Annotated in this window: 24 protein-coding genes; 14 read left to right on the forward strand and 10 right to left on the reverse strand. The window is 62.3% G+C overall.

Translation table 11 applies throughout. From position 1 onward, the window contains the following. Positions 1-88 precede the first annotated feature (88 nt). Both rpmG and YUU_RS0114280 read left to right on the forward strand, forming a co-directional pair. Positions 89-256 carry a 50S ribosomal protein L33 gene (rpmG, locus tag YUU_RS0114275; RefSeq protein WP_027522986.1) on the forward strand — a complete coding sequence of 56 codons (168 nt, stop codon included), beginning with the start codon at positions 89-91 and terminating at the stop codon, positions 254-256. A 112-nt stretch (positions 257-368) separates the two neighbouring features. Next, complete coding sequence (locus YUU_RS0114280) at positions 369-887, forward strand: hypothetical protein (RefSeq protein WP_245288014.1); 519 nt, start codon at positions 369-371, stop codon at positions 885-887. A 147-nt stretch (positions 888-1034) separates the two neighbouring features. On the opposite strand, the gene YUU_RS0114285 is transcribed toward YUU_RS0114280, so the two are convergent. Both YUU_RS0114285 and YUU_RS0114290 read right to left on the reverse strand, forming a co-directional pair. Next, positions 1035-2024, reverse strand: coding sequence for an ABC transporter substrate-binding protein (locus YUU_RS0114285; RefSeq protein ID WP_027522988.1), 990 nt, complete (start codon positions 2022-2024; stop codon positions 1035-1037). A 360-nt stretch (positions 2025-2384) separates the two neighbouring features. Then, positions 2385-3749: a PDZ domain-containing protein gene (locus tag YUU_RS0114290; protein WP_156944284.1), complete on the reverse strand. Its 1365-nt coding sequence runs from the start codon at positions 3747-3749 to the stop codon at positions 2385-2387. Positions 3750-4061: 312 nt separating this feature from the next. Here YUU_RS0114290 and YUU_RS0114295 point away from each other — a divergent pair, with 312 nt between their 5' ends. The 5 genes from YUU_RS0114295 (at position 4062) to YUU_RS0114315 (ending at position 8508) form a co-directional block, all read left to right on the forward strand. Next, entirely contained in the window at positions 4062-4601 is a 540-nt protein-coding gene (locus YUU_RS0114295; RefSeq protein ID WP_027522990.1) for a DUF2867 domain-containing protein, read from the forward strand. A 352-nt stretch (positions 4602-4953) separates the two neighbouring features. After that, positions 4954-5145, forward strand: a complete 192-nt coding sequence (locus tag YUU_RS61190) for a hypothetical protein (RefSeq protein WP_084801440.1) — start codon at positions 4954-4956, stop codon at positions 5143-5145. Next, on the forward strand, positions 5142-5351 hold the full coding sequence (locus YUU_RS0114305; protein WP_027522991.1) for a hypothetical protein: 210 nt from the start codon (positions 5142-5144) through the stop codon (positions 5349-5351). Before YUU_RS61190 ends, YUU_RS0114305 begins: the two co-directional genes overlap by 4 nt. Positions 5352-5680: 329 nt before the next feature. Then, positions 5681-8131, forward strand: a complete 2451-nt coding sequence (locus tag YUU_RS0114310) for an arylsulfatase (protein WP_027522992.1) — start codon at positions 5681-5683, stop codon at positions 8129-8131. A 35-nt stretch (positions 8132-8166) separates the two neighbouring features. Further along, the gene (locus YUU_RS0114315; RefSeq protein WP_027522993.1) at positions 8167-8508 is read left to right on the forward strand and encodes a hypothetical protein; all 342 of its coding nucleotides are present in this window, start codon (positions 8167-8169) and stop codon (positions 8506-8508) included. A gap of 196 nt (positions 8509-8704) precedes the next feature. On the opposite strand, the gene YUU_RS0114320 is transcribed toward YUU_RS0114315, so the two are convergent. The 6 genes from YUU_RS0114320 to YUU_RS0114350 all read right to left on the reverse strand — a co-directional run bounded on the left by YUU_RS0114320 (position 8705) and on the right by YUU_RS0114350 (position 15061). Beyond that, positions 8705-9181 (reverse strand): hypothetical protein, encoded by a 477-nt coding sequence (locus YUU_RS0114320; protein WP_027522994.1) that lies wholly within the window; start codon positions 9179-9181, stop codon positions 8705-8707. Positions 9182-9557: 376 nt separating this feature from the next. Beyond that, positions 9558-10673 carry a DUF6745 domain-containing protein gene (locus YUU_RS0114325; protein WP_156944285.1) on the reverse strand — a complete coding sequence of 372 codons (1116 nt, stop codon included), beginning with the start codon at positions 10671-10673 and terminating at the stop codon, positions 9558-9560. Further along, positions 10663-11007 (reverse strand): hypothetical protein, encoded by a 345-nt coding sequence (locus YUU_RS0114330; RefSeq protein ID WP_051389742.1) that lies wholly within the window; start codon positions 11005-11007, stop codon positions 10663-10665. Before YUU_RS0114330 ends, YUU_RS0114325 begins: the two co-directional genes overlap by 11 nt. Positions 11008-11180: 173 nt before the next feature. Next, positions 11181-12578, reverse strand: a complete 1398-nt coding sequence (locus tag YUU_RS0114335; RefSeq protein WP_371260486.1) for an ammonium transporter — start codon at positions 12576-12578, stop codon at positions 11181-11183. A 730-nt stretch (positions 12579-13308) separates the two neighbouring features. After that, a complete protein-coding gene (locus tag YUU_RS0114345) occupies positions 13309-14682 on the reverse strand; it encodes a PleD family two-component system response regulator (RefSeq protein ID WP_027522999.1) in 1374 nt (457 codons plus the stop codon). 13 nt (positions 14683-14695) lie between these two features. Next, a complete protein-coding gene (locus YUU_RS0114350; protein WP_027523000.1) occupies positions 14696-15061 on the reverse strand; it encodes a response regulator in 366 nt (121 codons plus the stop codon). A gap of 231 nt (positions 15062-15292) precedes the next feature. Between YUU_RS0114350 and YUU_RS0114355 the strand changes: the two genes are divergently transcribed. The 3 genes from YUU_RS0114355 to YUU_RS0114365 all read left to right on the forward strand — a co-directional run bounded on the left by YUU_RS0114355 (position 15293) and on the right by YUU_RS0114365 (position 17518). After that, a complete protein-coding gene (locus YUU_RS0114355) occupies positions 15293-15592 on the forward strand; it encodes a DUF3572 domain-containing protein (protein WP_027523001.1) in 300 nt (99 codons plus the stop codon). After that, positions 15589-16878: a DNA polymerase IV gene (locus tag YUU_RS0114360; RefSeq protein ID WP_027523002.1), complete on the forward strand. Its 1290-nt coding sequence runs from the start codon at positions 15589-15591 to the stop codon at positions 16876-16878. The genes YUU_RS0114355 and YUU_RS0114360 overlap by 4 nt, the downstream gene beginning before the upstream one ends. A gap of 232 nt (positions 16879-17110) precedes the next feature. Further along, positions 17111-17518, forward strand: a complete 408-nt coding sequence (locus YUU_RS0114365; RefSeq protein ID WP_027523003.1) for an ACT domain-containing protein — start codon at positions 17111-17113, stop codon at positions 17516-17518. 96 nt (positions 17519-17614) lie between these two features. On the opposite strand, the gene YUU_RS0114370 is transcribed toward YUU_RS0114365, so the two are convergent. Together YUU_RS0114370 and YUU_RS0114375 are read right to left on the reverse strand one after the other, a co-directional pair. Continuing rightward, a complete protein-coding gene (locus YUU_RS0114370) occupies positions 17615-18016 on the reverse strand; it encodes a RidA family protein (protein WP_027523004.1) in 402 nt (133 codons plus the stop codon). 231 nt (positions 18017-18247) lie between these two features. Further along, on the reverse strand, positions 18248-19096 hold the full coding sequence (locus tag YUU_RS0114375; protein WP_027523005.1) for a cell envelope integrity EipB family protein: 849 nt from the start codon (positions 19094-19096) through the stop codon (positions 18248-18250). Between the two features lie 247 nt (positions 19097-19343). Between YUU_RS0114375 and YUU_RS0114380 the strand changes: the two genes are divergently transcribed. The 4 genes from YUU_RS0114380 to YUU_RS0114395 all read left to right on the forward strand — a co-directional run bounded on the left by YUU_RS0114380 (position 19344) and on the right by YUU_RS0114395 (position 22528). Next, the gene (locus tag YUU_RS0114380) at positions 19344-19811 is read left to right on the forward strand and encodes a RidA family protein (RefSeq protein WP_027523006.1); all 468 of its coding nucleotides are present in this window, start codon (positions 19344-19346) and stop codon (positions 19809-19811) included. A gap of 16 nt (positions 19812-19827) precedes the next feature. Next, a complete protein-coding gene (locus YUU_RS0114385) occupies positions 19828-20574 on the forward strand; it encodes a glycerophosphodiester phosphodiesterase (protein WP_027523007.1) in 747 nt (248 codons plus the stop codon). 233 nt (positions 20575-20807) lie between these two features. After that, positions 20808-22049, forward strand: a complete 1242-nt coding sequence (locus YUU_RS0114390) for a GNAT family N-acetyltransferase (RefSeq protein ID WP_027523008.1) — start codon at positions 20808-20810, stop codon at positions 22047-22049. Between the two features lie 50 nt (positions 22050-22099). After that, entirely contained in the window at positions 22100-22528 is a 429-nt protein-coding gene (locus tag YUU_RS0114395) for an HIT family protein (protein WP_027523009.1), read from the forward strand. The last annotated feature ends 106 nt before the right edge of the window (positions 22529-22634 follow it).

Genomic DNA, 22634 nt, shown 5'->3' on the forward strand with positions numbered 1-22634 from the left:
GACTTTGGGCGGTTTGTGGCTAGGTTGCCGGCCAACGCGGGCCGTTTGGCCGGCTCCTCAAATCCCATTCCATTCGAGGTTTCTGAACATGGCCAAAGCGGTCACCATCAAGGTCAAGCTCGTGTCCTCGGCTGACACCGGCTTCTACTACGTCGCCAAGAAGAATTCGCGCACCATGACCGAGAAGCTGGTCAAGAAGAAGTACGACCCGGTCGCGCGCAAGCACGTCGAATTCAAGGAAGCCAAGATCAAGTAAGATCGCGGAACGCTGAACGACTTCGGCGGGGTCCCTTGCGGGCCCCGTTTTTATTTGCGGCCGTTTTTATTTGCGGCCGTTGGTCGTAGCCTTGGCGTCCATGAGCGCAACCATGGACGAAGGAAACGTTGGTGGCTACTCGGTCGCCTATGGCCGCGACGACACCTATTTCCCCGTCTACGTGACGGCGGCGCTGGCTGCGATCTTCTGCACCGCCGCCCTCCTCACCGGCGCGCTCTACTGGCTCCTGCTCGCAGCCCTTGCAGCCGGCTTCACCTACTACAACATTCCGCTGCTCGAGACCGGCCGTCCCACCATCGGCGCCAATCAATACGGCATCTTCATCCAGGCCTTCGGCCTGATCCGGTGGCGCGCCATCGAGCGCATCGATCTCGTCGAGATCGCCGAACGCGCGATGACCGTGCACGAGCTGCAAATCGTGCTCAACGCGCCGCTCACAAGCGCGCTGGTCGCCGACTGGCGCAAGCAGCCGTCCTGGCGCTGGCTGATGCGCCTGCCCTGGCGGATGAGCCATACCAACACGGTCCGAATCAATGTCGAGCCCTTCGACCAGCCTCCCGACATGATCCATCGCACGTTCCTGAGGATGTGGCGCTACTACCGTAGCTAGCGTGTACCCATAAATCCGTGATGTCCGCTTTCGGTGGTCAAAATGCGAAGAACTCAGTGTGAGCAAATCTGGTCCGCTGTAACCCACTGACCGGACCTCGACGAGGCGTGCGGACACGTTGCTGATGGGCCAATGGGCGACCTCAACCTATTCAATCACCTCGTCGGCGCGGGCGAGCAATGAGGCAGGAATTTCGAGGCCAAGCGCCTTTGCAGTCTTGAGGTTTATGAACAGATCAAACTTGGTGGGCTGTTCGACGGGCAGGTCGGCTGGCTTGGCACCCTTAAGGATTTTGTCCACGTAGGTAGCGCAGCGCCGGTTGAAATCATTGATGTCTGCTCCATAAGACATCAGTCCCCCGAGTTGCACAAACTCTTTACCCATAGCCATTATGGGGAGCCGATGCTCTGTTGCGAGATCAACAACGCGTCTTCGTTCGGTGTAGAGCATCGGACTCGGAAACACGAGAAGAGCCTCGGCGTGCTCTCCGGCAATTGAGGAAAATGCCCGAGGAAACTCGTCGGGGCCGTGCACAGCGACACGTCGCAGCTGTACTCCGAGGGTCCGTGCCGCCTCCTCTGCTTCCTTCATCATGTCGGTCATCGTGCGCTCGCCATATGCCCCGGGATGCCACAAGATCGCTATCTGCGAAATCGCGGGGAGCGCTTCCTTGAGCAAGGCCAAGCGCTTTGGGACAAGCTGCGGGCCGAGGAACGTCAAGCCGGTGATGTTCCCTCCGGGTCGCGCGAGACTGGCCACAAGCCCGTCTCCGACAGGATCACCCATCACAGGCACAACAATCGGGATGGTGGTGGTCACTCGTTGCACAGCACGGGCGGAAAGCGAGTTCGTTGCGACGATTAGATCGATGTTGAGACCGACAAGTTCGCTCGCCAAGGCTGGATACCGCTCAACCTTTGAGTTGGCCGCCCGGACCTCCACGATGATGTTTTGACCATCGATATAGCCGTGTTCGCGTAACCCTTGATAGAAGGCGTTGAGTCCCGCGCGTGTTTCGGGCATTTCAAGCGAGCCAGTCGTCAAGAACGCGACCCGCGGAATTTTCTTCTGAGCCTCCGCCGCGCGCGGCCAGATCGCAGCGCCAGCGAGCACCGTGATAAAGTCGCGTCGCTTCATGCCAAACTCCCCGGCCGGGGCGACCAACAACCCGCTCAACGCAGCTTAACACATCGGAAAGCAGCAGGGACGGCCTCCAGCAAGGTTTTTGGAGCGGCCAGCTACTGGGCGATGTCTCTTGTGGGTGGTAACAAGGCGACATGCCGGGTTCGGTGCCGCGTGTCTGCTTTACCACCCTGGCTGTGTGAAAACGCGAACTTTGGCGAACGGTGGAGAATCTACTTCTCAGATCACGCAGCACTAGAGCTCAGTATCGTCATCGTGGTCTCGGAAGCGGTGTAAGAAGGAATGCTTTTCTCCAAAGTTTGAGCGCCGTTGCGTTTTCACACAGCCGAGACCCGAAGCGGACCTCGCTATTTCTCAACCGCTTCGGCCTGCTTGGGCCACCAGCCAATCACCGACGACCGGTTCGACCGCTGCCTGGTAAGCCGGATGTCGAGCTGGCGTTAGATCCCACGCCCGCGGAGCCTTGAAGCTCGTCGCTTGGTCGGCAGCGTCAGTCAGGTAGTGATCCATGTGGTCGATAATCCGGAGCTCTCCGCGACCGGGGTGCGCGCGGTTGACGTCCTCTAGGATCGCTCGGCTGTCAGCCTCGCTGGTGATGAAATCCGCATTCCCGTAAACCACCAACACGGGTAGGTCGAGCGGGGCCCACAACGCCGGCAGGTTCAGGGCGGCGACGTTGCGCAAGTAGGCGTCTGAAGCCGGATACTTGATCATCGCGGCAGCGGCGGGCCGTTCAGCGAGCAGCGCTGCGCGTGGCTGACCATCGATCAGCAGGCGATGCATCGCCCATTCCTTGAGCGCCATACGTTTGGCCACCTCCGCCGGGGCAATCCCCTCGAGTTCGAGCTGCCGGCGCACGTTGACGAGTTCGTACTCGAACCATGTGGTACCCACGCCTTGCATGACGACGATGCCTCTCACCGGCTCGCGTGCTGCGGCCATTGGGGCTTCTACGCTCCCAATGCTGTGGCCGAGGATAAAGACCCGCTCGGGGTCGACGTCGGCCCGTGCTTTGAGCATCTTCAGGCCGGCGATGTAACCGACGAGCTCGCCATCCAGATCGACCTCCTTGGCCGGAGGACCCTCGCTGTCGCCGACGCCGCTCTTCTCAACTCGCAGGGTGACGAAGCCGCGGCGAGTGAGGGCAGCGAGCAGGCGCCGGTATGGCTCGGCGACATCGTGATCTGGATCGAAGGAATAGTCGACGCTGTAAGTGCCGATGCCGCCGATCAGCAGCACAGCCGGTCGCCGGCCGACAGCAGGCGCTTGCGGCGAGGTCATGATGGTGCGCCGGAGTCCGGTCGGTGTCGCCACGGCGTCGTAGGTGAAATCAATGCCGGGAGCGGTCTCGAACGGTACGCCGTCGAGCTTGATGGCAAGTGTGAGAGGTTGGCCGGCGCGGCGCAGCTCCACAGGAACGGTGTCGCCGGCGCGGTGCACTCCGACCGCTCGCAAGAAGTCGTCAACTGCGCCGAGCGGTTTACCGTCCACGGACACCACAACATCGCCCGAGACGACGCCGGCTTGGGCGGCTGGCGAGCCGGCGATCACGCGCTCGGCCAGCACGCCGGGCCCAATCGAGTCGACGCCTGCCCGCAACGGCGAGGCCGTAATGCCTAGCAAGGCCCGCCGCCCAAGATCGAGACCCGACGCCGGGGCCCCCAAGGCCATAAATAGCAGGAGCGAGCCAAACAATCCGGTCAGGTGCTTACGGATCACGTCGACCTCCTCGCAGAAGCAGTTTGGAGCGTGGCAGCATATGGAGGATACGCAGTTGTCGCAATCGCTGCAGCGTCAGCTTCTGGCCCCTCGCGTCATTTGCTGCTTCTGCACAAATGCGGGCGGGGACCGAAGCGAACATCGATTGGTAGCGAGAACTGCCCGGCTCAGTCGCGAGTGACCCAACTGAGACATGTGCGCCGCAGGATTGTTGCGATGCAGAGCACGTGGATATAAAAAAGGACTACGGCGGCAAGATCGTCCGCAACGCCAACGGCGCGACGCCCCTCCCAGCATCCGGTACCTAATCGCATGACCAAAGCGCGCGCCGTGCCCATGCCCAGCAACAGCGTGCTTGCGCCGCTTTACGCGGGCGCGGACCTTTTGGACGCCTTTGCAATTCCACTGCCGGCGGGGGCCAGCGATGATCTAGAGGTGCTGGCACGCGCCGCGCTCGAGCGACAGGCGTGGTGGATTCGTGCGCTCACTCGTGTTCGCGATGTGGTGATGGCGACAGTCGCCGTCAAATCGTCGCGCGCCGTCGGTCTTGCCGCAGCGGCGCGTGGGCCGGTTATCGGCTTCTTCCCGGTGCTGTCAAAGAGCGCGACGGAGTTGGTAGTGGGCGCGGATGACTGGCATCTCGACTTCCGCGTCACCATCCAACTTCGCGCCGATGCAGCAAATGGGCGCGAGCTGGTCGCGGGTACCGTGGTGCATTGCCATAACCGACTGGGGCGTATCTATCTTACGACGATAGCACCGTTTCATCGCGTGATTGTGCGGGCCAGTTTAGAACAGGCGGCAAGAGCAATGAAGATTTCAGCATGCTTTGGTGGTCGCGACTGGCTGTAGTCGGCCATTAGACGCCTACGACCCACTGCTGGGACGCTCGTGATTTCTGTCACAGATTGAGAAACCGCCCTCCGATATCAACACGAGCAGTGGAGGAACTGGCGTGCTTTGAGCCAGACGTTGTTCACATGAGAGGGGAGGAAGATCACGTCATGCCAGCATTGATTATCGGAGTGTTTCTCGTTGCTGCGTTCGCGATCAGTAGGCTCGTTTAGTAAATTGAAGTTTGCTCCTCGAAGTCTTTCAAAGCACGCTGCGCATGGTGAGACGCATCACAGATTGAATAGCAAGGCCGCGCCTATTCTTCGCCATAAAGGGAATGGTCCCTCAGATAGTAGCAGGAGCATTCAATATGGGAGAGATTATTCGATTTGTCTCAAAGTCTGAGCGCGAGCAAGCCCGCTTAGTTCGAGAAGCCCTTGCGATATATGACAGCATCTTCCCGGCGGCTGATCCGGTCAGGGAGCAGCATGACAAGGCATCGATAAGTCATACGGTCAGCGGCACCAAAGCCCATCGCAGCGACGGGGGTCCCCTGTCGTGATCAAGGTCATCGCCGTGCTCTGCAGTCTCTCTTCTCCGACAGATTGCCACGAGCAGATCGTCACCACCTCGGACTTCGCCGACATCTCGATGCAGTCCTGCCTGATGGGGGCGCCACAGCTCGCCGAGTGGATGAACCAGCATCCGGCAGAGCGCCTGGCGGCATGGCGCTGCGTGATTGGTAACCAGGATCGCAGGGGAGCTTAGGGTGGGAAGCAGCCTCCCCATTTGAACCGCTTAACCACGACCGCTGCGGTTCCTGACTGGGACCGTTCAATGGCCATCATCGGGTAAGTTCTTGTTTGCGGAGCATGAGTCCGGAAGTGGCCCATCGGCAACGTGTCCGCACGCCGCGTCGAGGTCCGGTCAGTGGGTTACAGCGGACCAGATTTGCTCACACTGAGTTCGTCGCATTTTGACCCCATCTCGGACATTGGAACCGGACCAACTAAAAGCTGGCGCGTTGATTTAGGTCAAATGGTGTCATCCTGGCGATGACACGCTCTGGCAGGCCTTACCGCAATGGAGTGCTGGACATGAGCATCCATCGCAGCGTACTTGCGGTCGCAGCAACTTTTTTCGCCCTCGGTTGCGTCTCAACATCAGCTCAGCAGGTCACCGGCGTTCCAGGATCGCCCAGTGCCACCACCACGATAGACGGCAACCAGCTCCCGCCGCCCGACCCGAAATTCGGCGGGGTGATCAAGGAGAGTGCCTCGGAGTCGAAGCCTTGGTGGCCGCCGCGCGTCGTGCCTCCCAAGGGTGCGCCCAACGTGCTGCTGATCATGACCGATGACCAGGGCTTTGGGGCACCCGGCACCTTTGGCGGTGTCATACCCACTCCAACCATGGATCGCATCGCGCAGGCCGGACTGCGCTACACCAACTTCCACTCGACGTCGCTTTGCTCGCCGACGCGGGCCGCGATTATCACGGGACGCAACCATCACTCGGTGGGCTTCGGCGTCGTTGGCGAAATCGCAACAGGTTTCCCAGGTTACGACTCGATCATTCCGATCGAGAAAGGCACGATCGGCACCATCTTGAAGGCGAACGGGTATGCGACCTCGTGGTTCGGCAAGGACCACAACACACCCTTCTATCAGGCGAGCCAGGCAGGGCCGTTCGATCAATGGCCGAATGGTATGGGCTTCGACTATTTCTACGGTTTTGTCGGTGGCGATGCGAGCCAGTGGCAGCCGAACCTGTTCCGCAATACGACGGCCATCTACCCCTTCCTCAACAATCCCGGGTGGAACCTGGAGACGGCGATGGCCGACGAGGCGATCCAGCACATTAAGCAACTCAAGGAGATTGCTCCGGGCAAGCCCTGGTTCGTCTACTACGTGCCGGGCGCGACCCATGCGCCTCATCACCCGACTGCTGAGTGGGTGAAGAAGATCAGCGACATGCATCTCTTCGACGAGGGCTGGAATAAGGTCCGCGAGAAAATCTTTGCCAATCAGAAGCGGCTGGGGATCATGCCCGAGAATGCCAAGCTGACCCCCTGGCCGAAAGATTTGCCTGAATGGGACTCCCTGAGCTGGGACGAGAAGAAGCTCTTCATCAAGCAAGCGGACGTCTATGGAGCCTATCTCGCCTACGCCGACCATGAGATCGGACGGGTCGTCCAGGCCGTCGAAGACCTCGGTGAACTCGACAACACCTTGATTATCTACATCGGCGGCGACAACGGCGCGAGTGCCGAGGGCATGCTCAACGGAACGCCGAATGAATTCACGACTTTCAACGGCATTGCCGTTCCGGTGAAGGATCAGTTCCTCTGGTATCCGTTCTGGGGATCGGAGCGGACGTTCCCGCATTACGCGGCTGAATGGGCCTGGGCGATGGACACGCCCTTCAAGTGGGTGAAGCAGGTGGCATCACACTTCGGCGGGACGGCTCAGGGCGTGGTCATGTCCTGGCCCGGCCACATCACGGATTTGGGCGGGATCCGCCGCCAGTTCCATCACGTCATTGACGTCGTGCCGACCATCCTCGAGGCGACCGGCATTCCGCAACCCGACACCCTCAACGGGATCAAGCAGATTCCGATTGAAGGCGTGAGCATGGCGTACGCGTGGGACAATGCGAACGCCGCCGCACCCACCCGGCACACCACGCAATATTTCGAGATGCTCGGCAATCGCGCCATCTATCAGGACGGATGGGTGGCCACCACGACGCCTGCGACGCTCCCGTGGGAGCTGAGCACCAAGACGCCACCGAACGTGATCACCGGATACAATTGGGAGCTCTACAACGTCCAGGAGGATCCGACGCAGTCTAATGACCTTGCTACCAAGATGCCGGACAAGCTCAAGCAGATGCAGGATGCCTTCTACGCCGAGGCGAAGAAGTACAACGTGCTGCCGCTCGACAACACAACGCTTACTCGCTGGAACACGCCTCGTCCGAGCCTCACGGCAGGACGCACGGTCTTTACCTATTCGGGCGAACTGATCGGCACGCCGGCCAGCGCAGCGCCCAACATCCTAGACAAGAGCTACACCATCACTGCCGAAGTCGACATCCCCGAGGGTGGCGCGGAGGGTATGATCGTCACGCAGGGCGGACGCTTCGGCGGCTACGGCCTTTTCCTGAGCAAAGGCGAGTTCGGATTTGATCGCGGCAGGGTGGTGTTCTTGTACAACCTGCTCGATCTCAAGCGCACGATGTGGGAGGGGCCTGAATTGACCGCTGGCAAACACACCATCGTGTTCGATTTCAAATCCGCTGAGCCAGGTTTGGGCAAGGGCGGTACCGGCGTGCTATCTGTCGATGGCAAGGAAGTGGCCCGGAATTCGATGGAGCACACCACCCCGATCACCTTCCCCGAGGATGAAAGCTTCGACATCGGCCAGGACACGCGGACCGGATTGGCACTGATCGAGTATCGCTACGATCCTCCGTTCAAGTTCACCGGCAAGATCAACAAGCTGACGTTCAAGCTTGAACCGGAGCCGCAAACGCAGGGTAAGAATTAGCAACTTATCGCAAGCGCGATTAATGCAATGGCGCGATGAAAAAGATCCTGGTTTTCGCTGCTGTCGCCGAGGCTGCCACAGGATTGGCATTGCTACTTGCTCCGTCTCTGGTGGGCCAGATGTTGCTCGGTCAACAACTTGCCGGGGTTGCAGTACCGATAGCGCGGGTCACCGGCATCGCCCTGATTGCTCTAGGAATAGCTTGCTGGCCAGCCACGCCACTCGTCGGGATGCTCGCGTATAGCTCAATCGTAACGCTGTATTTGGGTTACGTCGCTCTCGCGGGCGAGTTTGTGGGGGTGCTTCTTTGGCCCGCCGTCGTGTTTCATGCAGTCCTGTCGATCCTTCTTGGTCGGGCTCGGTTTGCCCCAAACTAGAGATGCCCAAGATCGGGTAGTTTCGATATGTCGGCTTGCGCCCCAAGCGGCGCTTGAGGGATGTCTGCTATTCCGCCGCTATCAGCGGATAAGCAGACATCCAGCCAACCGACCGGCGGTGACGCGACTGTATTTGGCCGCCAACGCCGACGCGAGCCGTCAACCTCCTTGTCAGAAGCCTGCGGATGTTACGCTGTTATGTGCCGGGAGTTTTAACGACCAGCTTGATGTTTAACAGGGTGACTCCCTTGAACGGGTTCGGCGCGCTTTCGATCGTTCCTGTGCCCGTAGCGTTCGCATAGGCACCTGTACCCGAAAGGATCGTATACTCGCCCTTTGACTTGCCGTCCTTAGCCGAGCCGCTGTAACGCGCCGTGATCGAACCCTCCTCGAACGTGTAAGTGCTATAGCCGAAGAAGGAGCCCGAGCCTTTGAGCATGTCCGAGGTATTCACGAACTCTTTCACCCCGATACGGCCGTCATTGAAGACGGCGACGCCAAACAATTTGCCCGACGCAACCGTCTGTCCCTCGACGTTTGCGACCTCTAAGACCTTGACGTCGATCGGCTTAGTGACGAGTTTGAACTCAAGGACCTCCTCACCCGCGAAGGCGTTCGAAGCTGCGGCGGCAAGCGCGGCTGATAAGAAATAGGAAGCGTAGCGTATTCGCATGATCTTCCCTCCAAATTAACTGAAAAAGATAGTGTCCCGCTCTGGCGGGAAGTCGATTACTAGCACAACCCAAAATGGCTTTGGGCCAAAACATCGGACAGTCATCTTGACGCGATAAGTTATCTCGCGGCTACCTTATCATCCAAGGCGCACCGCATCCAAAGGCTATCGCTGCGATCAATCGACTCAACATCATGTGCGTTAGTTCCTTGCTCATCGCTTTCGCAGGGACACGTGTCGCCGAGCGCGCCGAGCAAAAAAGCTTGGACAATGAAACAAAGCCTGGTGGCTCATTCCACTCGTCCGCCTTGGCAAGACAGGCGGATGCGATCTCGCGTCGGACCTGATCGACGACGGCGTCGCACGCCCCAGCCTTTCATGTCCTCTGGACCAGTTGCGCATAGGCCTCCGTCCGCATGCCGTAGGTCCAGGCGACCGCCTCGCGTGCGGTGCGCAGATTGGCCGGCACCTGCAGGAAGAAATGCCGGCGCGTGCCATCAGGCTCGGGCGTGGCATTGACGACTTCCACCGCGGCCCAGGCGTCCGCGGCGAGCCAGTTACGCCGCCACAGGATTCCGGTCTCGTCCTCGGCGATGCGGGTGGCGCCGCCGAGCGCGATATAACGTTCCGGCGTCATGATCTCGATCATGCAGCGGCGGACCTGGACATCCACTTGCTCGTCGATCGAGGCCAGCGTGATTCTGTCGCTGTGCGCGATGATCCAGCGCGGCACCTCCACCCCGCGCCAGGCCCAGACCGACCAGCCGTCCGGATAGCGCAGCGCTGGACCGCTCGCGTGATGCAACCGGTCGCGCGCGTCACCGCACAACCGGTTCGGCCGTTCCGCGAGCCAGCAGGTCTGCTCATGCGGCTGCAACCAGCCGACACTGGTCGCAAGCTGCATCAGTCCGCGCAGCGGCTCGGTCTCGGCATGAAAGCCCAGCACCTCGCGGAGATAATCGTAGATGCCAAGCCAGGACAAATCGTGCGGCCCCACCGCGCAGGACGAAAAACTCCGTGGTGCAAGCATCGCCTCGCGCACGCCGGACCACGACAGGCCGTAGCGGCGAAGATGACCCAGCACGGACAGAGTCTGCTCCGGCACGCTTCGTATCACCGCATCAGTCGCGGCAGCGACCAGGGGATCGGCGGGATTGACGGCGCTCTCGACAGTGGCGAGCGCCTTCCGATGGACCCGCCTTCCGACCAGCGAATCGACTTTTCGACGCAGATGATCGACCAGAAGGGAGCGGACGTTGCGACCGTCGTCGCGCGACATCCGGCCGGCAAGCGTGGCCAGCGTAAGCGGGCTGTCGCACCAGACGATGCGCGCTGGCGGCGCAAGTTCGGCAGCATGATAGGCAAGCTGCACCGCTTGCGCCGCCGCGCCGCGGTCGGCAGGCACCGTCGAGCGCCGGACGGCAACCCACCGCGCGCGAAAATCCCCCAGCGCCGCTGTCTGCTCCGCCGTCAGCGCCTGTTCAGTCGGCAAGGACGCGTGCATCGCGTGGCCCGAGCTCGCGCTGGCGGCGCACCCGGTAGGTCCCCCGCGGCAGCGTCAGCGGCGCATGCTCCTCATGCGTCACCCGCGCACAGGCCGCACCGATCAGAAGATGCCCGATATAAAGCCCGGCCGGAATGTCGCGCGCCAGATCGTCGTCACGAAACAGCGTCACGCGCTCGCGGATCGCATGACAATGTCCGGTGGCTTCGCCCTCCAGCAGGACCAGCGGCGCGCCCTCGGCGGTTTCAGCAAGCATACCCGACGGCGCCACATCGGGTACCCGCTCGATCAGCAGGTCACCTTGCGCAAAGATCTCGGTCATCGTTTCCTCTCCCGTGCCGGTGCATCCGCGGGCAACGCGGATGCCCGGATTGCTTCGCTATTATTGCCGGCGATCCAAAGCGCGATGAGATTGAATCACCATCGCGCTTTAGGTTGTTGTTTGAGCATGCTCTCCGCGCAAACGCGTTCCGCGTTTGTCGTCCGGATCATGCTCTAGTGCACGACCTCGCCATGCAACGCGAGATCGAGACCATCGCGCTCCATATCCTCCGACACCCGCAGGCCGACGAACAGCTTGACCACATAGAGGATGATCAGGCTGACGACGGCGTCATAGACGAACACCGTGGCGACACCGATGCACTGGTTGATGAACTGGCCCGGATTGCCTTCCAGCGCGCCCGCGGTGCCGCCATATTGCTCGACGGCAAAGATGCCGGTGAGCAGCGCGCCGACGATACCGCCGACGGCGTGAACACCGAAGCAATCGAGCGCGTCATCATAGCTGAACATGGCCTTCAGCCCGGTGCATCCCCAGTAGCAGAGCACACCGGCGGCAATGCCGATTACGAAGGCGCCGATCGGGCCGACGAAGCCGGACGCGGGCGTGATAGCGACGAGGCCTGCGACCGCGCCCGAGCAGATGCCGACGACCGTCGGCTTGCCCTTGAGCGACCACTCGACCAGCATCCAGGTGAAGCCGGCAACGGCCGTTGCGATCTGCGTCACCAGCATCGCCATGCCGGCCTGCATGCCCGCCGTCACCGCCGAGCCCGCGTTGAAGCCGAACCAGCCGACCCAGAGCAGCGAGGCGCCGATGAAGGTCAGCACCATGTTGTGGGCGGGTCCTGTCTCCTTGCGCTTGCCGAGCATGATGGCGCACATCAGGCCCGCCACGCCGGCATTGATATGCACGACGGTCCCGCCGGCGAAATCGAGCACCTTGACCCAGGCGGCGTCGTTGCCGGAGGCGAAGATCCCGTCAGGGCCCCACACCCAATGCGCGATCGGCGCATAGACGAAGATCGCCCACAGGCCGATGAACCAGAGCATCGCGGAGAATTTCATCCGCTCGGCGAAGGCTCCTGCGATCAGCGCCGGCGTGATGATGGCAAACGTCATCTGGAAGCAGATGTAGACGCTTTCGGGAATCGTCGCCGCGAGCGGATTGGGATTGCCGATCCCGCCCTTGCCGATGTCGCTCAGGATGTCCTTCAGGAACATACGGTCGAGCCCGCCGATAAACGGCGTGCCGGCGCGAAAGGCCAGGCTGTAGGTCAGGATCGCGAACAGGATCGTGACGAGGCACGTCACCGCAAAGCTCGTCATCACGGTGTCGCCGACGTTCTTCTTGCGCACCATGCCGCCATAGAACAGCCCAAGCCCCGGAACCGTCATCATCAGCACCAGTGCAACGGAGGTGAGCATCCAGGCGGTGTCGCCGGGATTGGGCGTGCACTTCTCGAGGATCTTGCCGCCGCAAGCCGGCGGCGCTGCGTCCTCGGCAAGAGCAACATCGCCGAGGGCGAGGTAGAGCAGCGCAATTCCCAACAGCGCGACCACCAATGTCACGAGCCTTTGGCGCGTGGATATTCTTGATTCCATCGTCATCCTCCCAAGTCGCAAGAGATGTCTTCCGGCAATTGCCTTGACTGGAACCCGCGAGACGAGCGTTCGCGCCGGCGCGATCGGGCCAGCGTGATCAGCTCGGATTTTCGGGACACAATGTTCGCGGCTCGGCGCGATGAGGTCGTCGAGCGTCGATGGCTGGAGACTGGCGGCGACCAGCCTCATGGCTTATCGGCCTTTCCCTTGTCGCCAGATCGGAAAGCGTCAGTGACGGTTCCAATTCCTGGGTTAAGAAGAAGCAAAATTCACGCCATCGACGCTTCTCGCTCAACCCACTGAATGCGCATCGATTCCAGCTTGCTGCCTTGCGACAGGCGCCACGCACGCTGCTTCACGCAGCAGCGCTTCGCCCAACAAATGGGCAGAAGCCGACGATGCCTACGCCGTTTGCAACACCGTCGGCAACGATCGGGGCGGAGCAGTGCGAACTGGATGATGCCGGCGGCAAGCCCGACCGCAACGCCAATGCGCCAGGCCATGTCGTAGGAGCCGAGCGCGGAGCAGCGCAAGCGCGCGCCGCCGCCGTATCGCACGGTATCATCACCCGCCTTGTGCGCAATTGCGCACTGGAGCGGGTGATCCAGTATTCCAGAGACGGTCGTTGGATACGGAGACGCCGCGCTACTGGATTCCCCGCTTTCGCGCGGAATGCCAGCGGAGCGGGCGGCGAGAACAGCGCGCCCCTCACCTGCCCTGAACCACGCCTCCAGCCTCACGCCGCCTGAGAGACCACGCGGTTGCGGCCATCGTGCTTGGCACGATAGAGCGCGGTGTCGGCGCGCTTGAGCACGTCGGCGACGGCCTCGCCCTTCTGCTCCAGCGTGGTCAGGCCGATCGAGATCGTGACCTCGATGCGCCTGGTGCCCTTGTGGACGGAAAACGGCTCGCCCGCGATCGAGCGGCGCAGGCGCTCGGCGACCATGCCGGCAACGTGCAGATCGGTCTCCGGCATCACGATGACGAACTCCTCGCCGCCATAGCGACAGGCGAGATCGATGCCGCGGATCGATTTGCGCACGCGCACCGCGAATTCGCGCAAGACGTCGTCGCCGGCATCATGCCCGTAATTGTCGTTGATCGACTTGAAATAGTCGATGTCCAGAATCATCAGCGCCAGCGGCTTGCCGCGCGTCGAGGCCTGCTCGGCGAGCGTCGCCAGATGGCTCTCCATGTAGCGGCGATTGTGCAGGCCGGTGAGCGCGTCGGTAATCGCCATCTCGATCGAGTTCTGCACGTTGTCGCGCAGATGATCGGTGTAGCGGCGGCGGCGGATCTGCGTGCGCGCACGCGCGAGCAGCTCGTTCTTGTCGACGGGGCGGAGCAGATAGTCATTGACGCCGATCTCGAGCCCGCGGAGCAGCCGCGTGCCGCTCTCGGCGTCCGAAATGGCGAGGATCGGAACGTGGCGGGTGCGCTCCAGCGAGCGCGCCTGGCTGCACAGCCTCAAACCATCGAAATTGTTGAGGTCGAGCGAGACGATCAGCAGGTCGTAATTGCCCTCAGCGGCGTGGAACAGCGCCTCCGTCGGATTGGGCTCGACGTCGACGGTGTGCTCGGCGGCAAGCAGCGACGCCAGCCGTTCATAGGAGGACTGGCGGTCGTCGACCAGGAGGATGCGGCCGCCCTTCCCGGTGTCGGCCACCGCGCTGCGCTCCGGCGCCTGCACGCCGATCTCGAGCGAGGTGATGGCACGCATGCGCAGCTCGTCCGTCATCATCTTCAGCCGCGTCAGCGAGCGCACGCGCGCGATCAGCACGACGTCCGAGACGGGCTTGGTGAGGAAATCGTCGGCGCCCGCTTCCAGGCCGCGGATGCGGTCGGCGGGGCTGTCGAGTGCGGTCACCATCACGACGGGAATGTGGTGCGTCAGCGGATCGGTCTTCAGGCGGCGGCAGACCTCGAACCCGTCCATGTCGGGCATCATGACGTCCAGCAGGATGATGTCGCACTCGGCGCGGAGGCAGATCGCCAGCGCCTCAGCGCCGTTCGAGGCCGTCATCACATCGAAATATTCGGCGGAGAGGCGGGCTTCCAGCAGTTTGACGTTGGCAGGGACGTCATCGACGACGAGGATACGCGCGGACACTGAAATGCACTCCCTACCCGATAAAACGCCGGACCGTCTCAATGAACTTGCCGACCGAGATCGGCTTGGAAAGATACGCCTCGCAGCCACCTTCGCGTATGCGCTCTTCGTCACCCTTCATCGCGAATGCGGTCACTGCGACGACGGGAATGTTGCGCAGCTCCGGATCGTCCTTGATCCAGCGCGTCACCTCGAGCCCCGACACCTGCGGCAACTGGATATCCATGAGCACGAGATCGGGACGCATCTTGCGAACGAGATCGAGCGCCTCGTAGCCATTGCTGGTGCCCGAGGTCTGATAGCCGTGCGCCTCCAACAGGTCGCGGAAGAGCTTCATGTTGAGCTCGTTGTCCTCCACGATCAGGACGGTCTTAGCCATCCCGTCCCTCCCCATTGTCAGGAGACCAGTTCGACATGTTACGCCTCAGGCGCCTTCCGCGGGCGCTTCGAAAACTGGATTCAAACTAGCCTCAGATTCGCTCTAGTTTCGTTAAACCCGAGGGCCAACTTTCCGCGATTTGGTTTCCAGTTGCTTGTCTGAGCTCACCAGACTCGGGCATGATGATTCCAAATTAGAGACCGAAAGTTAACGGAAAGGCAAACCGTCCGCTTGAAAAAGCCTGTTCAAAACCCCCGCGAAGTAGCTGAAATCGTTGCGATTCAGGCGTTGTCCTTCGTCGCCAGCGATCCCGAAAGGCTGGGCCTGTTTCTGGCCGAGACAGGCATCGGCCCGGAGACGCTGCGGAACGCGGCCTCCGACCCGAATTTCCTGATCAGCGTGCTCGATTTCGTGCTGCGCGATGACGCAACCGTGAAGGCCTTTGCGAGCGCCTCGGAACTCCATCCGACCAACATCGCCGCGGCTCGTCAGGTGCTGGGCGATCCGCACTGGGAGCGCGACGTGCCGTGAGCACCCCTGAGGCGGCCGGGCCCCGCTGCTTCTGCCGGGATTGTCTGGCCGACCAGGGCATGTCGGCGCGACGCTGTTCCGCCTGCGGTTCCCCGCGCCTCGTCCGCCACCGCGCACTCGCCGCGCTGACGATCGCCCATATCGACTGCGACGCGTTCTACGCGACGGTCGAGAAGCGCGACAATCCTGACATAGCGGACAAGCCTGTGATCATCGGGGGCGGCAAGCGCGGCGTGGTGTCGGCCGCCTGCTATATCGCGCGCACGTTTGGCGTGCGCTCGGCCATGCCGATGTATAGGGCGTTGGAAGCCTGCCCGCATGCAACCGTGATCCGCCCAGACATGGCGAAATACGTCCGCGTCGGTCGCGAGGTACGCCACGCCATGCAGGCGCTGACGCCTCTGGTCGAGCCGCTGTCGATCGACGAGGCCTTCCTCGACCTCTCCGGCACCGAGCGCGCTCACGGGATGATCCCGGCAAAGGTGCTGGCGCGCTTTGCCCGCGACGTCGAGCGCGACATCGGTATCACCGTGTCGGTCGGGCTCTCCTGCAACAAGTTTCTGGCCAAGATCGCCTCCGATCTCGACAAGCCGCGCGGCTTTGCGCCCCTCGACCAGGAGGAAGCGCGCCTCATGCTGGCTTCGAGGCCGGTCGGCTTCATCTTCGGCGTCGGGCCGGCGACGCAGGAGCGGCTTGTTCAGCGCGGTTTCCGCATCATCGCCGATCTGCAGAAGGCCGACGAGATCGAGCTGATGCGGCAGTTTCCGAGCGATGGCCGCAGACTCTGGCGGCTCGCCCGCGGCATCGACGATCGCCGCGTCGAGCCGGACCGCGGCGCCAAGACGATTTCCAGCGAGACCACGTTCGAGACCGACATCCGCGACTTCGCGACGCTGGAGAAGATCTTGTGGCGACTCTGCGAGAAGACCTCTTCACGGCTCAAGAGCAGCGAGCTTGCGGGCTCGACCATCACGCTGAAGCTGAAGACCGCCGACTTCCGCCAGCGCACGCGCTCGCAATCGATCAATGCGCCGACGCAGCTGGCGGCAAAGATCTTTTCGATCTGCCGCGAGATGCTGACCAAGGAGATCGACGGCACCGCCTTCCGCCTGATGGGCGCCGGCGTCAGCGCGCTGCGCACGGGCTCGGCCGCCGATGACACCGACATGCTCGACCGCCGCGCCGCCCACGCCGAACGCGCCATCGACGGCCTGCGCAAAAAGTTCGGCAGCGCCGCGGTGATCCGCGGCATTGCGTATGACGGGCCGGAGAAGGCGCAAGAGTGAGAGTCATCTGCTGTCGCATTAACAATAGCCGATGGCCAATCCCTCGATGTCGTCCTGGCGAAAGCCAGGACCCATTACCACCGGCCTCGGTTTGGCGGAGGCCCGCGGTTGACAGCTCAGCGCCGCAACTTTTCCCTGGGGTAATGGGTCCTGGCTTTCGCCAGGACGACCTTGGGGAAGCATGTCGCGCTCAGATATCGAGCTGTTGGAATTTCGTGAAAGGCAAACAACCGTGACAGGCGAACGCGATCTCAATGCGCTGTTGGGGGACATGAAGCCGGAAATGCAGGAAGGCACCTTCGTGTTCTGCACGATCCCGCCAAACGAGAGCATTCCGGCCGGTATCAACCCGCTGCTGACGTTTCGTGAACAGGAAGGCACCACGCTCGTGATCCGGCGTGAAGAGGCCGAAGCGGCAGGACTTCCTCACGCGTTCGCCTCGCGCCTGATCACCCTGACGGTTCATTCCTCGCTCGAAGCGGTCGGGTTCCTGGCTGCGATCACGACGCGGCTAGGCAAAGCCGGCATCAGCGTGAATGCGGTTTCGGCCTTCTTTCACGACCACCTGTTCGTGCCCGATGACAGGGCTGATGAAGCGTTGGGCGTTCTGCAGGGGATGTCCAACGCGAAGCACCCGTAACCGGTAGGATGGGTCGAGCGAAGCGAAACCGATCAATCTCGTCCGACAAGAGAACGATGGGTTTCGCAAGAGCTCAACCCATCCTACGGGTCGAAATCAATCCGCAACCGCCACCGCCTCGATCTCGATCAGCCATTCCGGCGCCGCGAGCGCGGTGACGCCGACGAGCGTGCTGGCCGGCGGGTCCATGCCTTCGAAGAAGACCGAGCGCGCCTTGCCGATGATGGGGCGCAGCTCGGGCTTGTAGCCGACCACGAAGGTGGTGATCTTCACGATGTTGGCGTAGCTCGCACCCGCAGCTTTCAGCGCGAGGCCAAGGTTCTGCATCACCTGCGTCGTCTGCGCAGCGAGATCGCCTTCGCCGACGATCCTGCCCTCCTCGTCGGTCGATACCTGCCCCGAGATGTAGATGGTGCGCGCGCCGGAGGCCGTGACGACGTGCGAATAGGCCGGATTGTGGTGCAGGCCGCTCGGGCGGAGATGGTCGATCTTGGGCATGGGTGCCTCCCTGACGTTTGTGATTGGGAGGGAGCGTAGCGGGAGACAGCGCTCAAAGCCAGACCGTCATTGCGAGGAGCTCTTGCGACGAAGCAATCCAGAATCGTTCCGCAGATGCATTTCTGGATTGCTTCGCTTCGCTCGCAATGACGGAGGAGAAAGCCGATGCCTCCCCTGCCTCGTTATTCCGGAGCGATGGGCAGCATCGAGTCCGGAATGACCTCAAGACCGTCAATTACAGGGCTTCGTGTCCTTGACGTCGAACTTGCCGAGCGCGCCGGAAATCACGAAATCATTGTAGTCGAGCACCAGCGCGCGGGAGACGCCGTTTTCGTAGAGTTCGAACGACATCGCGTAGACGGGCGTCTGCTCACCCTCTTTCTGCTGGGCTTCGCGGTCGAAATAGCTGACGGTGACCGGCCAGCGCGTCAGCGACTTCATGTGCTCGTCGGACGTCGACGGATCGGGCGAGGACGCTGCGCGATCGGCCGTGATCGGCTGGCCGATCACGGTCAGCGTGTTGTAGACCTTCTCGCCATTGTCGGAGCCGTCATAGACGGAGAGCTCGAGCAGCGATTTGCCCTCCTTGGCGGCGGCAATGATGCGCTGGATCTGCTCGGTCGGAAACACAGTCGTGCCGTCGAGCGTGAAATTCTTCGGCACCGGGAGCTTCAATTTGACGTTGATGTGGTCGCCATCGCGCTCGGCCGTTCCGTCGACCTGGCTCGAGCCGGTATCGTTCATCCGCGTCTCGATCTTGAAACGATAGCTCTTGCCGGCCGCGTCTTCCCAGGAATTGGAGCGGAGATCGCTGAGCGTGACCTTGCCCTCGCCGCTGTCGAGCTCGGAAACCTGGCGGAATTCCGACGTGTAGCCCTCGCAGGAATTGCCGGCGAAATTGTAGAGGATGCGACCGCGCGCGCTGTTGATCGAGTTGGAGCGCGACTTGGCCAGGCTCAGCTCGTACAGGGCCTGGTGCGAGAGGAAAGGACCATTCGCGGCCTCAGCCCCGCCGGAAGCACCAACAGCAACAGCCGCGAGCGCCATGACACCGAGCGACGTCCGGAAAAGGTGCACCATGAATATTCCTTGGGGAAATCGAGATTCGTCATTTTAATGACCGTCGCATTGCGTCGCAACTGCGGCCGCTTCACGGAAAGTTGCGCTTTTTCCCAGAAAATCGCTGCCTTGCCTCGGAAAGATGCAACCCTGCCGGGCGCCCGGGCCGCCGCCTCGCCACCTTGCATGTCACTGCACAATCGGCGAAACAGGCGCGCTGGCCGGCTTGAGGCCGGACAGAATTTCCAGATGACATCGAGGTCGGAACATGGCGGGCACGGTCGAGCAGAAACTGGCGGAACAGGGCATCAAATTGCACGAGGCCCCCACCCCCGTGGCCAACTACGTGCCGTTCGTGCGGACCGGCAACCTCCTGTTCGTTTCCGGTCAGGTCTGCTTCGATCCGGCCGGCAAGCTGATCGCCAAGGGCAAGCTGGGCGCCGGCGTCTCCATCGAAGAGGGCGCGGCGGCGGCGCGCGGCTGTGCCATCAACCTGCTGGCGCAAGTCAAGGCGGCGCTCGGCGACCTCGACAAGGTCGTGCGCGTGGTGCGGCTCGGCGGTTTCATCAACTCGGCGCCGGATTTCGTCGACGGACCGAAGGTGCTGAACGGCGCCTCCGACCTGATGGTCGCGGCCTTCGGCGACAAGGGCCGCCATGCCCGCACCACCGTCGGCGTCGCCTCGCTCCCGGCGGACGCCGCGGTCGAGGTCGAAGGCGTGTTCGAGGTCGCCTGAGCCGGGAGCAAGAGACGTGCGTGCTCCGGATTGGCTGACTGCGCGGCCGGTCGCCCATCGCGGCCTGCATGACATTTCACGCGGTATCGTCGAGAACATGCCGGGCGCGGTGCAGGCTGCGATCGCAGGCAATTTCGCCATCGAGGTCGATATCCAGCTCTCCGCCGACGGCGAAGCCATGGTGCATCACGACCATGCGCTCGGTCGACTCACGGAGGGCAACGGCGAGCTGATCGAGAAGACCGCGGCTGAGCTCAGGGCCGTCAAGTTCAAGGACACGTCCGAGCGGATGATGTCGCTGTCGGACCTCTGCACCATGGTCGCTGGGCGGGTTCCTCTTGTGATCGAGGTGAAGAGCCATTTTGGCGACGACCGCAAGCTCGTGAAGCGGATGGCGGAGGTGCTCGCCTCCTATGACGGGCCGGCCGTCGGCATGTCCTTCGATCCGGACCAGGTGCTGGCGCTGCGCGAGCTGTTGCCGTCGCGCCCACGCGGCATCGTCGCGCAGCGGACCTATGAGGACGAGTACTGGGCGAAGCTGACACAAGCCCAGCGCGACAGCATGCTGTACTTGCGCCACGGCTTTCAGACCCAGCCGAATTTCGTCGCCTTCAAGGTCGACGATCTGCCGGCGCCGGCGCCATGGATCGCGCGCAACGCTTTCGGCTGTGCCCTGCTCGGCTGGACCGTGCGCACACCCGAGCAGCGGACGCGGGCTGCGCGGTGTGCGGATCAGATGATCTTTGAGGGGTTCGTGCCGTAGGGCGCCCCAAATGTCGTCCTGGCGAAAGCCAGGACCCATAACCACCGAACGCAGTTGGCGCGAAGAACCGGTGGTTGGCGGCGCTGCGCCACAACTTCTCCTTGGGGTAATGGGTCCTGGCTTTCGCCAGGACGACTCGCGGATGGAATTGCGTGTCATCCTCGACACCGCATTCGCGCCGCGTCAGTTCCCGCCTCTTGAAGTCGCTGCTGCAATGCACGATCTTGGGCGCGATGGCATCATCCGAAATCACGCTCGAGGCCGTACCATCCATTGGCGAAGTGACGCCGGAGGACTGGGACGCTTGCGCCAATCCCGGCAAGGCCTGCAACGGACATGGCGCAGGAACCTCATCCGAGCTCCCAGGCGATTCCGCCCGACTCTTAAGACCGTCCTATAACCCATTCGTCTCTCACGCCTTTTTGTCAGCGGCGGAGAATTCGGGTTCAGCGACCGCACGGACCGGCTGGCGACCGCGGCATCTCGTTGCCAGGCTCGATGGCCGCGTCGCGGGCGTCGTGCCCTGCTATCTGAAATCGCATTCGCAAGGCGAGTACGTCTTCGACCGCGGCTGGGCGGATGCGTATGAGCGCGCCGGCGGGCGCTACTATCCGAAGCTGCAGGTCTCGGTTCCCTTCACACCGGCGACCGGCCCGCGCCTTCTGATCCGCGATGGCGTCGATCGCGAGCGCATCGCCTCTGCCCTGGCCAGCGGGCTGATCGCGCTGTGCGGTGTGAGCAAGGCCTCCTCGGTGCACGTCACCTTCGCGCGCGAGGCCGAATGGAAGCTGCTCGCCGAGCACGGCTTCCTGCAACGGACCGACCAGCAGTTCCACTGGCACAACGATGGCTTTGCGTCCTTCGACGATTTCCTTGCCACCCTCAATTCGCGCCACCGCAAATCGATCAAGCGCGAGCGGCGCGACGCACTTGCAGCCGGCATCAGCGTCCACTGGCTCACCGGCAGCGACATCACCGAGGAGGCCTGGGATGCGTTCTTCGACTTCTACATGGAGACCGGCTCGCGCAAATGGGGCCGGCCATACCTGACCCGCGAATTCTTCTCGCTGATCGGCGACACCATGAGCGACGACGTGGTCCTGGTGATGGCCCGCCGCAATCACCGCTGGATCGCGGGCGCCATCAACTTCATCGGCTCGGACACGCTGTTCGGCCGCAACTGGGGCGCGGTCGAGCATCATCCGTTCCTGCATTTCGAGGTCTGCTACTACCAGGCGATCGACTTTGCGATCAAACACGGCTTGATGCATGTCGAAGCCGGCGCGCAGGGCGACCACAAGATCGCACGCGGCTACCTGCCGCGAACGACGCATTCGGCGCATTTCATCGCTGACCCCGGCTTGCGCCGTGCCATCGACGATTACCTCAAGCGCGAACGTGCGTATGTCGCGGAAGCCGGCCGCGAGCTTGCCGAGTTGGGCCCGTTCCGCAAGGGCGCCGAAGAGGCGTCTTGACGCCTTCTTAGAGGTGATGACAGTAAGGCCGCAACTTCAGGAGCAGCCGCATGACCGCCTACGATCCCAACAATGTCTTCGCGAAAATCCTGCGCGGCGAATTCCCCTGCTACAAGGTCTATGAGGACGAGCACGTGCTCGCGTTCCTCGACATCATGCCGCGCTCGCCCGGCCATACGCTTGTCGTCCCGAAAGCCCCGGCCCGCAACATTCTCGACGTCAAGCCGGACGACTACGCCCATGTCGCGCGTGGCGCGCACAAGATCGCGGCCGCCGCGATGAAGGCCTTCGATGCCGACGGCATCACCGTGCAGCAGTTCAACGAGCCGGCCGGCGGCCAGGTCGTGTTTCACCTGCACATGCACGTGATGCCGCGCCACGACGGCGTCGCACTGCTGCCGCCCGCGAGCCGCAAGGAAGACGGCAAGGCGCTGGAAGAACACGCGGCACAGCTGATCGCGGCGCTGAAGACGGGCTAGGTCTTTCCCCCGTCATTGCGAGCGAAGCGAAGCAATCCAGACTGCCTCCGCGGAAACACTCTGGATTGCTTCGTCGCTTCGCTCCTCGCAATGACGGAGGAGAGGA

It is taken from the genome of Bradyrhizobium sp. Ec3.3, assembly GCF_000472925.1.
Classification (GTDB): domain Bacteria; phylum Pseudomonadota; class Alphaproteobacteria; order Rhizobiales; family Xanthobacteraceae; genus Bradyrhizobium.

Bases quoted from the DNA above. Each gene is read 5' to 3' on its own strand.
- YUU_RS0114350 (WP_027523000.1), bottom strand. From the start codon at position 15,061: ATGGCTAAGACCGTCCTGATCGTGGAGGACAACGAGCTCAACATGAAG.
- rpmG (WP_027522986.1), top strand. From the start codon at position 89: ATGGCCAAAGCGGTCACCATCAAGGTCAAGCTCGTGTCCTCGGCTGAC.
- YUU_RS0114370 (WP_027523004.1), bottom strand. From the start codon at position 18,016: ATGCCCAAGATCGACCATCTCCGCCCGAGCGGCCTGCACCACAATCCG.
- YUU_RS0114295 (WP_027522990.1), top strand. From the start codon at position 4,062: ATGACCAAAGCGCGCGCCGTGCCCATGCCCAGCAACAGCGTGCTTGCG.
- YUU_RS0114335 (WP_371260486.1), bottom strand. From the start codon at position 12,578: ATGACGATGGAATCAAGAATATCCACGCGCCAAAGGCTCGTGACATTG.
- YUU_RS0114310 (WP_027522992.1), top strand. From the start codon at position 5,681: ATGAGCATCCATCGCAGCGTACTTGCGGTCGCAGCAACTTTTTTCGCC.
- YUU_RS0114375 (WP_027523005.1), bottom strand. From the start codon at position 19,096: ATGGTGCACCTTTTCCGGACGTCGCTCGGTGTCATGGCGCTCGCGGCT.
- YUU_RS0114395 (WP_027523009.1), top strand. From the start codon at position 22,100: ATGACCGCCTACGATCCCAACAATGTCTTCGCGAAAATCCTGCGCGGC.
- YUU_RS0114280 (WP_245288014.1), top strand. From the start codon at position 369: ATGGACGAAGGAAACGTTGGTGGCTACTCGGTCGCCTATGGCCGCGAC.
- YUU_RS0114390 (WP_027523008.1), top strand. From the start codon at position 20,808: ATGGCATCATCCGAAATCACGCTCGAGGCCGTACCATCCATTGGCGAA.
- YUU_RS61190 (WP_084801440.1), top strand. From the start codon at position 4,954: ATGGGAGAGATTATTCGATTTGTCTCAAAGTCTGAGCGCGAGCAAGCC.
- YUU_RS0114380 (WP_027523006.1), top strand. From the start codon at position 19,344: ATGGCGGGCACGGTCGAGCAGAAACTGGCGGAACAGGGCATCAAATTG.
- YUU_RS0114330 (WP_051389742.1), bottom strand. From the start codon at position 11,007: ATGACCGAGATCTTTGCGCAAGGTGACCTGCTGATCGAGCGGGTACCC.
- YUU_RS0114285 (WP_027522988.1), bottom strand. From the start codon at position 2,024: ATGAAGCGACGCGACTTTATCACGGTGCTCGCTGGCGCTGCGATCTGG.
- YUU_RS0114315 (WP_027522993.1), top strand. From the start codon at position 8,167: ATGAAAAAGATCCTGGTTTTCGCTGCTGTCGCCGAGGCTGCCACAGGA.
- YUU_RS0114320 (WP_027522994.1), bottom strand. From the start codon at position 9,181: ATGCGAATACGCTACGCTTCCTATTTCTTATCAGCCGCGCTTGCCGCC.